Source organism: Variovorax sp. OV329 (genome assembly GCF_900114785.1).
Taxonomy (GTDB): Bacteria; Pseudomonadota; Gammaproteobacteria; order Burkholderiales; family Burkholderiaceae_C; genus Variovorax.
Window position 1 is genome coordinate 59,895 of sequence record NZ_FOUG01000025.1, and the last position, 12,328, is coordinate 72,222.

Annotated in this window: 12 protein-coding genes and 1 pseudogene; 5 read left to right on the forward strand and 8 right to left on the reverse strand. The window is 63.0% G+C overall.

Annotated elements, in window-relative coordinates:
* Positions 1-141: 141 nt before the first annotated feature.
* A pseudogene (locus tag BM345_RS30895) lies at positions 142-516 on the forward strand (adenylate/guanylate cyclase domain-containing protein); the annotation flags it as partial.
* Between the two features lie 383 nt (positions 517-899).
* On the opposite strand, the gene BM345_RS30695 reads toward BM345_RS30895, so the two are convergent.
* Entirely contained in the window at positions 900-1,097 is a 198-nt protein-coding gene (locus BM345_RS30695; RefSeq protein WP_254790029.1) for a hypothetical protein, read from the reverse strand.
* On the opposite strand from BM345_RS30695, the gene BM345_RS30700 reads away from it, so the two are divergent.
* Positions 1,014-1,454 carry a hypothetical protein gene (locus BM345_RS30700; protein ID WP_254790028.1) on the forward strand — a complete coding sequence of 147 codons (441 nt, stop codon included), beginning with the start codon at positions 1,014-1,016 and terminating at the stop codon, positions 1,452-1,454. The genes BM345_RS30695 and BM345_RS30700 overlap by 84 nt on opposite strands.
* 514 nt (positions 1,455-1,968) lie before the next feature.
* Here BM345_RS30700 and BM345_RS27395 read toward each other — a convergent pair.
* From BM345_RS27395 to BM345_RS27410, 4 genes are all read right to left on the reverse strand, one after another.
* Entirely contained in the window at positions 1,969-3,213 is a 1,245-nt protein-coding gene (locus tag BM345_RS27395; protein WP_093386385.1) for a hypothetical protein, read from the reverse strand.
* Between the two features lie 347 nt (positions 3,214-3,560).
* Positions 3,561-3,854, reverse strand: coding sequence for a GYD domain-containing protein (locus BM345_RS27400; RefSeq protein ID WP_093386388.1), 294 nt, complete (start codon positions 3,852-3,854; stop codon positions 3,561-3,563).
* Positions 3,855-3,966: 112 nt separating this feature from the next.
* Positions 3,967-4,461, reverse strand: a complete 495-nt coding sequence (locus BM345_RS29925; protein ID WP_139237638.1) for a hypothetical protein — start codon at positions 4,459-4,461, stop codon at positions 3,967-3,969.
* 41 nt (positions 4,462-4,502) lie between these two features.
* The gene (locus BM345_RS27410) at positions 4,503-5,213 is read right to left on the reverse strand and encodes a hypothetical protein (protein ID WP_093386393.1); all 711 of its coding nucleotides are present in this window, start codon (positions 5,211-5,213) and stop codon (positions 4,503-4,505) included.
* A gap of 266 nt (positions 5,214-5,479) precedes the next feature.
* Between BM345_RS27410 and BM345_RS27415 the strand changes: the two genes are divergently transcribed.
* Positions 5,480-6,574 carry a TRAP transporter substrate-binding protein gene (locus BM345_RS27415; RefSeq protein ID WP_093386395.1) on the forward strand — a complete coding sequence of 365 codons (1,095 nt, stop codon included), beginning with the start codon at positions 5,480-5,482 and terminating at the stop codon, positions 6,572-6,574.
* 21 nt (positions 6,575-6,595) lie between these two features.
* Here BM345_RS27415 and BM345_RS27420 read toward each other — a convergent pair whose 3' ends face one another.
* A complete protein-coding gene (locus BM345_RS27420; RefSeq protein WP_093386398.1) occupies positions 6,596-8,005 on the reverse strand; it encodes a TRAP transporter large permease in 1,410 nt (469 codons plus the stop codon).
* A gap of 37 nt (positions 8,006-8,042) precedes the next feature.
* A complete protein-coding gene (locus BM345_RS27425) occupies positions 8,043-8,582 on the reverse strand; it encodes a TRAP transporter small permease subunit (protein WP_093386400.1) in 540 nt (179 codons plus the stop codon).
* Positions 8,583-8,827: 245 nt separating this feature from the next.
* Here BM345_RS27425 and BM345_RS27430 point away from each other — a divergent pair, with 245 nt between their 5' ends.
* On the forward strand, positions 8,828-10,174 hold the full coding sequence (locus BM345_RS27430; protein WP_093386403.1) for an adenylate/guanylate cyclase domain-containing protein: 1,347 nt from the start codon (positions 8,828-8,830) through the stop codon (positions 10,172-10,174).
* Between the two features lie 401 nt (positions 10,175-10,575).
* Positions 10,576-10,878, forward strand: coding sequence for a hypothetical protein (locus tag BM345_RS27435; protein WP_093386405.1), 303 nt, complete (start codon positions 10,576-10,578; stop codon positions 10,876-10,878).
* Positions 10,879-11,274: 396 nt separating this feature from the next.
* Here the strand turns inward: BM345_RS27435 and BM345_RS27440 are convergent.
* Positions 11,275-12,328: MFS transporter (locus BM345_RS27440; protein WP_139237640.1), on the reverse strand; the 1,054-nt coding region annotated here is incomplete at its 5' end.

The window sequence follows — 12,328 nt, forward strand, 5'->3', positions numbered from 1 at the left end:
CCTATCGATGAGGGGAACGCACGTGCGAGCATTTCACCGCGGCACTTCGCGCATCTGCTGCAGGAGATCGAGGCCCTGCTCACCTCCGTGCGGCCAACGGACGGCGAAGCGAACGAGGACGATCCCGCCCTGCTCACGCTGATGTTCACGGACATCGTGGATTCGTCCGGGCATGCGCAACGCCTGGGCGACGAAGGCTGGTCGCGGCTGCTGAAGCGCCATCACGCCATCGTCCGCAATCAACTCGCGGTCAGCCACGGCCACGAGATCGACACCGCCGGCGACGGCTTCTTCGCGAGCTTCGAGACGCCTGCACGTGCCGTGCGTTGCGCCCTGGCCATCCGCAACGCGCTGCAGGATCTTGGCGTGGGCATCCGCATCGGGATACACACGGGCGAATGCCAGCGCATTGGCGACAAGGTCGCCGGGCTCGCGGTTCACGTGGCCGCGCGCATTGTGGCCTGCGCGGCCGCTGGAGAGATCGTGGCGTCAGGAACGGTCCGAGACCTGGTCATGGGTTCAGGCCTGCGCTTCTCCGGCGGTGAATGGCATGCGCTCAAAGGCCTGCGCGACGAATGGAGGCTCTACCGAGTCTGCGGCGAGAAGCAAACGCCCGCCAGCGTTGCCACGCAAGCGACTGACCACGACCCGCATCGGGGATTCAGGCCTCACAGCGTACGTACTTTGCAGCGAGAGTCGAAGTTCCTGGGGGGCCATCCAGGATTGGTGCCAAACCGGCAACACGGTGAGCCGCGCTGGATGCCTGACGTCGCGCCGGCGGGCCGCCTAGGATCACGCCGCAAAGCACTTGCCTGGGGTACGAAATCGTTTCGCGAGAAGGGTCGGAAGGCAATGCTTCAGATCAGCAACTTCGATCTCGCGAAGCATGGCGATGTTGCTCAACGCGCCGACGGCGTCCTTGACGGCGCGCACCCGATATGGGTGCTGCCGAGCACTGGGACCATCGCCAGGAAGACGATCACTTTGCGCAGCCCGGCGCGCTCTTCCGCCTCATGCCACCGGATGCGCGGCAGCGGCTGTTCGACAACACCGCGCGCGCCATGGGCAACGCGGATCGCGCCATCAAGGAACGCCATGTGCCGGGCTTCGGCATCTTCAGCACGGGGGTTTCGGCGAGCGTCATCCGGCTGCAGGCGCGCCGCCTGTTCAAGAGCGCTGGCAGGTCAATGCCCAGGCGCGCGCCAAATGGTCATCGCGCAGTGGCAAATTGCAGCTCGACATCCGCTGGCAGCCTGGGTGGCGAATCGATGGCTGATTCGAATCGGCTCTCCAGTCTGTTGCCGGCCGGGTCCTCCAGCGTCCCCCGGACCAAGAGCTTGCTACCGTCGTCGGGCCAAGGCTTGGCGGGCGTAAATGTCCAGACAGTCTCGCCATCCTTCAGCCGCGCCTGGCCGGCCAGACGGCGTCCGCGCCTATCCGCAACTGCCAGGTAACCGGCGCCGTTGCCGTCGATAGGGGCATCGAGTTGCACCACGAGAGCTTGCCGCGAGGCGGCGCGAACCGGGGAGATCTTCCACTTAGATGGGATGGGGCCGTGTTCGTCAACCTGCCCGACACTCCAGCGCTGGATCGGACGGCCATCAAGCATCAGGACCACGCCATCGCCCTGCGACAGGATGGGGCCGAGTTCCTGGCGCGCCAGAAGCCCCCGCTTTACGCGTCCCGGATGAAGCAGCACGGTCAGGACCTTTCCGTCCGGGGACCAGAGCTCCTGTTCGAGAAAGGGCGCATCGATACGGCTGCCGTCCGCACGCAAAAGGGCCAGTCTTGGAAGCACCGGGTCTCCTATCCGCGATGCGAACCGGATGGAAAAGCGAAGCATGTTGGCCGCCACCGTCGGACCCGAGGGCTGCACAAGGACGATACGCGGCGCCGGCGGTTGAGCTTGCGCAAAGGAACACAGGGCCGCGAGCGCTGTCGCGCAAGTCCAGCGGGATAGGCGCCAGTTCATTGGGACGACTTGATCTCATCCGCGAAACCTTCGTGGCGCAAGAGTATGTCCTGCCGCGGCTTGATGTTCGTAAGCTGGAACTGGTCGCCCGCGAAGCGGTACCCCGGGAACGAATACTCAGAGACGAAGTCTGTCAGGCGGAAGCTCAGGTCCTTGCTCACCGTCACGAGTTGCAGCGCATCGTTGACCAGGCGCCGTCGCAGGACGATGAACGACTCGTCGTCCAGATTGTCGAGGCGCATCGCGCCAGCCAGTGGCGCGGCCGTCACATCCACCCCCTGGATCTCCCCGAATGGCACTTGCTTATCCATCCCCGGACGAGTGGTCGCGACTTCCATCTGCGAGACCGGGATGGCACTCCCGCCGCGCTCAAAGCTGAGTAGCATCACGTACTCCTGCACCTTGCCCTGTTCCATCTTGGAATACGAGATCATGTCAGCGGGAGTATTCCCGTAGCCAAGTTCGCCGATCGTCTTGCCGCGTATGTGTGCACCGTCCTTGAGGTCCTCGAGCGGAATCGTCACGATGGGGGTGCACGTGTAGGCGGCGACGAGGTACGGTTTCCCCCCAAAACTCGAGAAGCTCATTGCGCGGATCGGCGCGCGCGTCTCAATGAGGTTGTGGCCGGCGTGATAGATCTCCACGGACGTGATCGACTGCTTCGCGTCGAACGGGTACTTCGCGCGGCGCAGGGTCGACGCGAACTCCTGATTGGACAAGCCGGCGATGAAGAGCTCACCATCGTGCCACTTCATATCGGTCACACTGAAACTGCGTTCGGGAGTGTCTTTCCAGAACCTGTTGTTGGTGGTCGGGGCGTCGCGGAGCGGGATTGACGTGGACGTCGCGGATTTCAGATCGATTCGACGTGCCTGCCGATCGCCCGTCACGACGAAGAGCGCTGGCGTCTTGGCGGCGCCGTAGCTGACCGCGATGTAGACCTGTGCCGTGCCAGGACGCGCAACCATGTCCTCGACAGTGAACTTGGCGCCGCCCAGTCGCGACGAAAGCAGCGGCTCCAGATCGAGAATGTTGAATGCAGTGCCCGCGGGCTTCTGCTCGGCATCGGCAAGCGCGAGGGCATGCACCCGCGCTGTCTTCCAGTCCGCTACGAAGAGGACGTTGCCCGGGCCCGCGGCGAGGCGAGAAATGGACTTGATGTCCGCCGCAAGGGCAGAATTGCCAAGGAGACCTGCGACGGCGCAGGTCGCGGCGGCGACGCATTGAAGGTAAGGGCGCATGATGGTGGACTCAAAGAGGGTGATGCAGTGCGAACAAGATTAGTCTTGTCGATCTCGCCGCACTAGATCGCCGGCGATCACCAGTGAGTTGCCTTTTGCGCACTGATGCCCCGATGAAGGTCCATCGGCGCGCCGTGAGGCTCGCGCCACCCGGCTGTCCACGTGGTACGCAAACCTGACATCTGCGTGCCCGGTCTGTTCGAGCAGTCGACGCGTGGCAGCGAAGCGGCCTTGCCGGTGATGCGCGCTCCCGTCGCACCCAAGGAATGGCCGGTCACGTGGAAAGTGATGGCCTAGCTACCGTGCCGCTGCGACCAGTGAACAGACTGCGGCCGCAACAGCGCTGTCTACTTGATCTTGGCGAGGATCTCGTCCATCTCTCCGGCAGAATATGCGCGCAGCGAGCGGGTGCGAACGTTTCCCTGCATGGCGATTGCAAGGCTGAATGCCGACAGCGACTTTTCATCCTCCGCCTCGAGGATGCAGACCAGGTCGTACTCCCCCATGGTCCAGACGAGTTCGCGCATGTTGACGCCCAGTTGCTTTGCGGCCTCCTTGGCGGCGGCGGCGCGCTTGGTCGTTTCCTTGATCGATTGAATGCCCTTGTCAGTGAAGCTCATCAGTCCGACGTAGGTGACCATAGCGACCTCCTCGTGCTTGGCGTTGGGGGCCAATTGCAGGGATCCTGGACTGACGCGACCCCAAGCGTCGTCCTGGGCAGGTTTGGTATCCAGGCGATCGATAGCCGCAATGTCATGGGTCTACGGTGGTCTCGATGACAAACTGCCCGCGGTCGCTGCTGCGAAACCTGGCCGTGTAGGCCTTGCCTGCGAGCGACGCGGCCGAGCCGGTCGCCGTCGTGTAGGTGCCCTTGGCCGTTCCAGCGAATCCTGTCACCTTGCCGTCGGCCGTGGTGAGGGCGTAGTTGCCGGAAGTCACGGTGTAGAGAACCAGCATGCCGGGCTTCCGGATGACACCTGTACCGACCACCGTCAACCCTGCCCCCTTGTCCAGTTCCCAGTAATTGGTGCCCGATGCCACTGCGCCATCAAGCACGCCTCCCTGCGAAACGCAGCTGTAGGGCGCAACGCTGATGACATGACCTTCGCGATCGCCCACGGGCTCCTGAGCCGGGATTCCGAAGCCTTGGCATGTTGAACGCATTGGTGTTGGGGTCTGAGCAAGGCAGGCGGACGACGAGAGCGTCAACGCCGCGAATGCCGTGACGACGACTGGCGATGTGCGCATGATCCCCTCCTGTCGGGCTGACCTCATGAATGCCCGAAGCACTACTGGACATTGACCGTGAACTGAATCGAAAACGTCACCCCTTCCGGACAGTAGCCTCCAATGGCGACGCACCACGGCGGCAGCGCATCGCCGGTGACGCTGGCGGAGACCTCGATGACGTGGGTGCCCCTCTTCAACGGCCTGACGACGGCTGCAGAGGTCAGGTAGCCGGTACCGCCTCCGTCAGGCAGCGGCGGAACCTTCACCGCCACCACGTAGCGCTCATCGAGATTGAAGTCATGGCCATCGATGGTGATGACCGAGTACTTCAGTCCGAGCTGCCTGTGCGAATAGACGTACCGAAGGACGGACTCCCGGTCAGCCACATTGGGAAAGGTCCCGATCACCGGAGGTGAGCTGTCGCTGAGGAAGACCGGCACATAGAGGAATGTGTTGCGCGACACGTTGAAAGTGTTCGTGGCCGTGGTGAACAGCATCTGGAACTTGGAAGTTCCATCCACGAGCGGGGGCGGCGGACCTGTGTGATCCGTCACGTTGAAGGCTGCCGTCGCCTTGGCAAGCTCTTCGAGCGAGTAGCCGAATGGCTCGGCCCTTGCCGGCAGGATGCCGATCCCTCCGGTGTCGGGCCTGGGGTTGCCAAGGAAGTGCGAGCCCCCGGCGAATGCCGAAACGGACACAACACTCAAGGCAAGGGCGATCTGCCTCGCGCACAAGAGCCAACGGCCCCATGGGTTCTGATAACTTGTCATGAGATTTCCTCCACCGAGTGCGCGACTTCAATTTAGGCGGCGCTCATGCAAGTTTCAACGTCTCGTGTTCGTGACAACTCCGGCTCGCGCTCGCACCGCCTCGCGCCTTTCTCGTCGTACTTGATGATGACTTGCTGATGGGTTGCTGCTACGTTGCACGCGCAGCCACACCCGGTCCAGCATCCCTCGATCGAACCGCTTGCATGCGGCACTGAAGCGACTAATCTTTCAGTCAATGCGCGCTAGTGGCGGCAAGGAGAACGCGAATGGCTCAACTCTCCAGGCGCAATTTCATCGGCACAGCCGGAGCACTTGGCGGCGCGACTGTCGCGGCCCCTGCCCTGGCGCAGGCAATGCCGGAGATCAAATGGCGGCTTGCGGCAAGCTGGCCCAAGTCGCTCGACACGCTCTTCGGCGGTTGCGAGCATTTCAGCAAACGCGTCGCGGAGATCACCGACAACCGGTTCCAGATCCAGGCTTTTGCCGCCGGCGAGATCGTCCCCGGTCTGCAGGTGCTTGATGCCGTGCAAAGCGGCACGGTCGAGATGGGCAACACGGCCCTGTACTACTACTGGGGCAAGGATCCGGCGATGACCTTCGGGACCTCCCTGCCGTTTGGCCTCAACGCGCGGCTGGTGAACTCGTGGCTGCGCTTTGGCGGTGGGCAGGAGCTGCTCAACGACTTGTTGAAGAACTACAACTGCATCGGCTTCTCCGCGGGGAACACAGGGGCCCAGATGGGAGGCTGGTTCCGCAAGGAACTCAAATCGGTCGATGACATGAAGGGCCTCAAGTTCCGCATCGGCGGCTTCGCCGGAACGATCGTCGCCAAGCTCGGCGTGGTGCCGCAGCAGCTTGCCGCCGGCGACATCTACCCGGCCCTGGAGAAGGGAACGCTCGATGCCTGCGAATGGGTCGGCCCCTACGACGACGAGAAGCTCGGCTTCCAGAAGGTGGCGAAGTACTACTACTACCCCGGCTGGTGGGAGGGCGGTGCGCAGGGCCACAACATCATCAACCTGGCCAAGTGGAGCGAGCTTCCCAAGGTCTACCAGGCTGCGATCTCCGCGGCTTCGGGCGACACATGGGGATGGGTGCTCGGCAAGTACGACCAGCTCAATCCGGTCGCCCTCAAACGCCTGATTGCCGGCGGCGCGCTGCTTCGCGCCTTTCCGCAGGACATCATGGAGGCCAGCTACAAGGCCGCCACCGAGATCTACGTGGATCTGTCGAAGACCAACTCGCACTTCAAGAAGATGTACGAGAGCCTGACGGCGTATCGCGGCGACTCCTACCAGTGGATGCAGGTGGCCGAGCTCGGCTTCGACTCGTTCATGATGCGCATGCGCACGCGCACATAGGGTTGCGGCGGCGGGCCGGACCTAGTTGGTGGCGTCGATGGGCGCGGGCATTTCCGGCATGGGGATCTGGATATTGACCCGGGATGGGTCGCCGCCGATTCCCTTGTCGATCCAGTAGGTGACGCTGCCCGGCCAGAAGATCAGCACGACCACCAGGATGAGCTGCAGGAACAGCCAGGGAACGGCGCCCCAGTAGATGTCGGATGTCTTGATGGAACGTGGCGCTATCCCCCGCAGATAGAAGAGCGCGAAGCCGAAGGGGGGATGCATGAAGCTCGTCTGGATGTTGGCGCAGATGAGCACCCCGAACCAGACCAGGTCGATTCCCAGCTTCGCCGCAACCGGTGCGAGCAGCGGAATGATGATGAATGCGATCTCGAAGAAGTCGAGAAAGAACGCAGCGATGAAGATGAAGAGGTTCGCGAAGATCAGGAAGCCCACCTGACCGCCCGGCAAGGCGATGAGCAGGTGCTCGATCCACTCCTTGCCGCCCACGCCCTGGAACACGAGGCTGAACACGCGGGCACCGAAGAGGATGAAGACGACCATGGCAGTCAGGCGCATGGTCGTGCCCATGCCTTGGTAGAGAAGCTTCCAGTTGAGCGTGCCGTAGGTGGCAGCGAGCGCGATGGCACCTACCACGCCCATGGCCCCCGCCTCGGAGGGCGTTGCGAGCCCCATGAAGATCGTGCCGAGTACGAGAAAGATCAGGCCCAGCGAGGGAATCATGCCGCGCAGGCACTTCTTCCACAGCGGCCAGCCACGCAGGGTACGCGCGGCGAGCGGGAGCGCCGGCACGGACGCCGGCCAGATGAGGCTCACGATGCCCACCCAGGCGCAGAACAGGCCGACCTGGATGAGACTGGGCCCGATGGCGCCGGCGTACATGTCGCCCACGGAGCGCCCGAGCACGTCGGCCAGCACGACGAGCACCAGCGAGGGCGGTATCAGCTGCGTGATGGTTCCGGATGCTGCGATGACGCCCATCGTGTGGCGAGTCGAGTAGCCGTACTTGATCATCGGCGTCATCGAGATCACGCCCATCGCGATCACGGAGGCGGCCACCGTACCCGTGATTGCGCCCAGAACGGCGCCCACGAAGATCACCGCATAGGACATGCCACCGCGCAACGGCCCGAAGAGCTGTCCTATCGAGTCGAGGAGGTCCTCGGCGAGGCCGCAGCGCTCGAGGATGGCGCCCATGAAGGTGAAGAAGGGAATGGCCAGCAGCAGGTCATTGGCGATGATCCCGAACAGCTGGTAGGTGATGTTGCCCAGGAAGTCGGGCGTGATCAGCCCCAGTTCGATGCCGACGAAGCCAAAGAACAGGCCGGTCGCTGCCAGGGAGAAGGCCGCCGGATAACCGATCAGCATGAACAGGATCATGCCCGCGAACATCAGGGGCGCCATGTTGTCCCGCAGCGTGTTCATAGCGCCCTCGTGGCTGGTTATCCCTGGGCATGGCCCGCTATTGAAGCGGCTTCTCGTAGTTGAAGCTGTCGCCGTTCAACCGCCCGATGGACGCGATCCGCTTGATGATTTCCGAGATGCCTTGCAAGGCCATCAAGACAAATCCGACCGGCAACAGAAGCTTGACGGGCCATCTGGCAAGCCCTCCCGCGTTCGACGACGCCTCGTTGATGCGCCAGGACTCGAGGAACCACAGCCAGGTGAACCAGCTGAGGATCGCACAGATCGGCAGCAGGAACAGGCACCCGCAGACGATGTCTATCCACTGGCGTGTGCGCTCTGTGACCATGCCGTAGATGAGATCGACGCGCACATGCTCGTTCTTCCTGAGCGTGTAGGGGGCGCCCAGCAGCACCATGCCGCCGAACATGTACCACTGGATCTCGAGCCAGCCATTGGAGCTCACGTTGAACAGGTAGCGGCTCAAGGCGTTCGCTGCGCTGATCAGGCAGGCGAGCAGGACCAGGCCGTTGGCCACCACCCCGAACTGCGCATTCACCCAATCGATCGCCCTGCTCAGTCGCAGGAGGAGGGTCATGAGGCACCCCTTGCTGCAGAAGAAGCGCCGGAGGCGCCACCTTCGATTCAGTGTAGTCGCGGCTCGGCGCGACTTCCATCTGCACGCGGATTTGTCTCCCCCGACCTCACGAAGCGGATTTTGGCCAATGGCGCTTCTTCGGACAGACCTTGCAAGCACTGTCCGATAGGTCTAGCCTGAGCGCTGACCGGCTCCGCCAAGGTCCACCAGGGCGTGCGTTGGAGGGGTTCAGCGAGGGGTAGATCATGACCACGGTGCCCGAAACCCACTACGTAAAGAGCGGAGAGGTCAGCATTGCTTACCAGGTAGTGGGCGGGGGACCGGTGGATCTCGTCCTTGTGCCTGGATGGCTGTCGAATATCGAGTGCTTCTGGGAAGAACCGCATGTCGTGCGATTCCTGAGCGCGCTGGCTTCGTTCACGCGACTGATCATCTTCGACAAGCGCGGAACCGGATTGTCCGACCGCGTAACGCACATGCCGAGCCTCGAAACGCGCATGGACGACCTGCGTGCGGTCATGAGCGCCGCACGTTCGGAGCGCGCCATCGTGTGTGGGTATTCCGAGGGTGGACCTTTGTGTGCGTTGTTCGCGGCCACCTATCCCTCACGCACCGCCGGACTCGTCATGATTGGCAGCTACGCCAGTCGCAAGCGCAGTGCCGAGCAGCCCTGGGGACGAACGCGGGAAGAGCTGGAGGCGTTCTCGAGGCTTTGTGAAACCGGCTGGGGAGGCCCGGTGGGTCTCGACGTGCGCGCACCGAGCCTGGTCAACAACGAGGAGGTTCGGCGCTGGTATTCGCGATTCCTTCGCATGAGCGCAAGTCCATCCGCAGTTGTCTCCCTCAACGAGATGAATTTCGAGATCGACATTCGTCACGTGCTGCCATCGATCCGCGTCCCGACACTTGTGATGCACGCGACAGGCGACCGCACGGTGGATGTGCGCGCCAGTCACTACATGATGAAGCACCTGCCGTCGGCCAAGTATGTAGAACTGCCAAGCAACGATCACCTGCCCTGGGCGGACGACGTTGACACGATCATCCGCGAGATCTGCGCGTTCGCCGCCGACATTGAACAACCCGTCGAGCCCGACCGTGTGCTCGCAACGGTGCTTTTCAGCGATATCGTCGGGTCCACCGAGCGCGCAATCAACGAGGGCGATCGACATTGGCGCGAGTTGCTCGCCAAGCACCATGAGGTGGTTCGGCATGAATTGACACGCCATCGTGGTCACGAGGTAGACACGGCGGGCGACGGCTTCTTTGCTACCTTCGATGGTCCCGCGCGGGCTGTGCGCTGTGCGGCGGGGATTGTTCAGGCGCTGAGGCCGTTGGGACTCGAAATTCGAGCAGGCCTGCACACAGGAGAGTGCGAAACGGTGGGCGAAAAAGTCGCCGGCATTGCGGTCCACATCGGGGCACGCGTAGCCAGCGAGGCGTTGCCGGGAGAAGTGGTCGTATCCAGTACCGTGAAGGACCTCGTGGCAGGCTCGGGCTTGCGTTTCGAGGACCGAGGGGTACACACACTCAAGGGCATTCCCGAGCCCTGGCACCTGTTCGCGGTAGATCAGTCATCGGCACGAGTGTGAGACACAGGCATCGTTTCCCGCACTGCGCAGCGGACCGCCCTGCCCGCCTGTGTTCTCGCTTCCATCAGCCTGGAACAGTCAATGTTCCCCGCTAATACATTCGTAGACACGGCCCAAGGCTCTACACGGCCCGGCAGGGCACCCTTTCGGCGAGCGGCACTCCTAAATTCCTAGACAAGGCCACCCGCGGGCCGATCCACGCCCCGGGAGCGCTAATTCGTAGACGGACGCTTCGGACGCAGTAGAAGTCGCGGCCCCGCCGTGCCCCCGACCTGGTATATCTCGGGACCGGCCTGCCGGCAATTGATCACAAAAGTCCTACATCGGAAGGAGCCTGATCGACAGAGAATCGAGACGGAGGGCTTGGTCAGCGTGACCGAGCTGGGTCCGGAGAACGGGTAATGAACGAGGCCGAAAAATTTGCCGTTGAGGCGCAGCTGCGCGAAACCAGCCGCAGGCTGAGCCAGGTTTCCGAGTTTTATGGGGCGCTGGACCTGGATGGTCAGGTCCGCGACGAGATGCTTGAAGCCATGCAGGGCTACAGCGTAGCCACCCAGCGGATCATGGATCTACTCGTCAGTGCAATCACCCTCGGCCGAGAGCCATCCGTCAACGACGACGCGGAGATCCAGCGCAACCACCGCATGCGCCTGGCGGCCATGGCGAGGCTCATGGGCATCGCCCCGCACCCTTCGATCCACTGATATACCCGTTTGGCGACAGTTGCTCCGCGCCTGCGCACTCGGCGATGCCTGGCGGCTGCTTCGCGCGCCCTTCCGCTCACGGCCAGGAGCCGAAGTTCGTGAAGCGGGGCATGAGTGTCCCCCTTTCCGAACCCATGCAGCCATAGCCCAGTCCAGCTAGACCCGGACGCGAAGAGTCACGGACCGTCTCAGGCCATCGATTGCTCGGAGATTCTGGTGACAGATTGAGCTGCCCTGCCGCCTTGGCACGGACAAGCCAGCGACCAGAAGTAGCAGAAGCCCTCGCGGGGACGCAGATCTCGCTCTTCGCTTTCAAAGCGCCCTGCGATTAGGTGCCTCCACGGTGACAACGACGATTGCGTTGCCTTGCACTCTGACTGCGTTCCCGCACCGCAATCACCTATCGTGACTATGAATTGAGCTCTGTTCCGGCACGCCGCTGAAGACTTCCTGTGAGACGCCGTCCGAGGCACCCAGTGGATCGTGCCCGAGTGGGGTCGCCTGTGGCGCGAGAATCGCAAACGATCGAGTCAAATGCTCGGGCGCTGCGATGACCAAGCTTTGACCTACGGCAATGAGAGCCAACAGGACTGTCGCTGCGGCCATGAGATAGAACAGGCCATTGAGACCGGCGTGCGCCATGATGCCGGTGCCGATGAGCGGGCCGACGACTGAGCCCAGTCCGCCGACAAGGATGAGCTGGCTACTCACGGCGACCACCCGGTCCGCGGGCATCCGGTCATGTGCGTGGGCAGCACAGACCGGATAAAGGGTGGACATGAAGCCGCCCAGCAGGGCCGCGACGGGAAGAACCACCGGCAGTGAATGCGGCAGGTGGACCAGGGCTGCGGCGGAGCCGGCGAAGCCCAGACTGAGCCCGGCCAGCACGATGCGCCGATCGAAGCGGTCCGAGAGACGACCCACCGGGACCTGGAATGCAAGCCCGCCAGCAACAGCCACGAGCATGGAGAGGGCGATGGTCTCACGCACGATGCCCTCGTCCTGCATCCACGCCGGCACAAGCGCGTAGAACGCACTACCGATCAGCCCCTGCACCACACAGCCAGCGACGGCGATCGGCGCCGCACGCAGCAGCTGGCCATAGGGCAGCGCCTCGGTGGGCGCTGTCTGAGGTGGCTCGGCTCGGGTCATGCTCACCATGACGACCGCCACCGCGAAAAGGGCGACGATGGCATTGAATGCTCCTGCGCCTTCGACCTCGATCCAACCGATCAGGAGTTGTCCCGCCGAAAGAGCCACGAAGGTGCCGACCATGTAGATCGAGAAAACCCGACCTCGCTGCGCCGGCCGAGCCTTGGCGTTGAGCCAGCTTTCGGTCGTCACGAGTACGCCGGCTGTTGAGTTCCATGCAATCCTGACCCGGCATTTCCATCCAATATTGACCCACCCTCTTTGCGAGCCTGGTGGCTCACGGTGTGGATAAGTTCTT

What these genes read in the sequence shown, in the direction of transcription:
- BM345_RS30700 (WP_254790028.1), top strand. Translation starts at nt 1,014, where the DNA reads ATGCCACCGGATGCGCGGCAGCGGCTGTTCGACAACACCGCGCGCGCC.
- BM345_RS30695 (WP_254790029.1), bottom strand. Translation starts at nt 1,097, where the DNA reads ATGGCGTTCCTTGATGGCGCGATCCGCGTTGCCCATGGCGCGCGCGGT.
- BM345_RS27395 (WP_093386385.1), bottom strand. Translation starts at nt 3,213, where the DNA reads ATGCGCCCTTACCTTCAATGCGTCGCCGCCGCGACCTGCGCCGTCGCA.
- BM345_RS27400 (WP_093386388.1), bottom strand. Translation starts at nt 3,854, where the DNA reads ATGGTCACCTACGTCGGACTGATGAGCTTCACTGACAAGGGCATTCAA.
- BM345_RS29925 (WP_139237638.1), bottom strand. Translation starts at nt 4,461, where the DNA reads ATGCGCACATCGCCAGTCGTCGTCACGGCATTCGCGGCGTTGACGCTC.
- BM345_RS27410 (WP_093386393.1), bottom strand. Translation starts at nt 5,213, where the DNA reads ATGACAAGTTATCAGAACCCATGGGGCCGTTGGCTCTTGTGCGCGAGG.
- BM345_RS27415 (WP_093386395.1), top strand. Translation starts at nt 5,480, where the DNA reads ATGGCTCAACTCTCCAGGCGCAATTTCATCGGCACAGCCGGAGCACTT.
- BM345_RS27420 (WP_093386398.1), bottom strand. Translation starts at nt 8,005, where the DNA reads ATGAACACGCTGCGGGACAACATGGCGCCCCTGATGTTCGCGGGCATG.
- BM345_RS27425 (WP_093386400.1), bottom strand. Translation starts at nt 8,582, where the DNA reads ATGACCCTCCTCCTGCGACTGAGCAGGGCGATCGATTGGGTGAATGCG.
- BM345_RS27430 (WP_093386403.1), top strand. Translation starts at nt 8,828, where the DNA reads ATGACCACGGTGCCCGAAACCCACTACGTAAAGAGCGGAGAGGTCAGC.
- BM345_RS27435 (WP_093386405.1), top strand. Translation starts at nt 10,576, where the DNA reads ATGAACGAGGCCGAAAAATTTGCCGTTGAGGCGCAGCTGCGCGAAACC.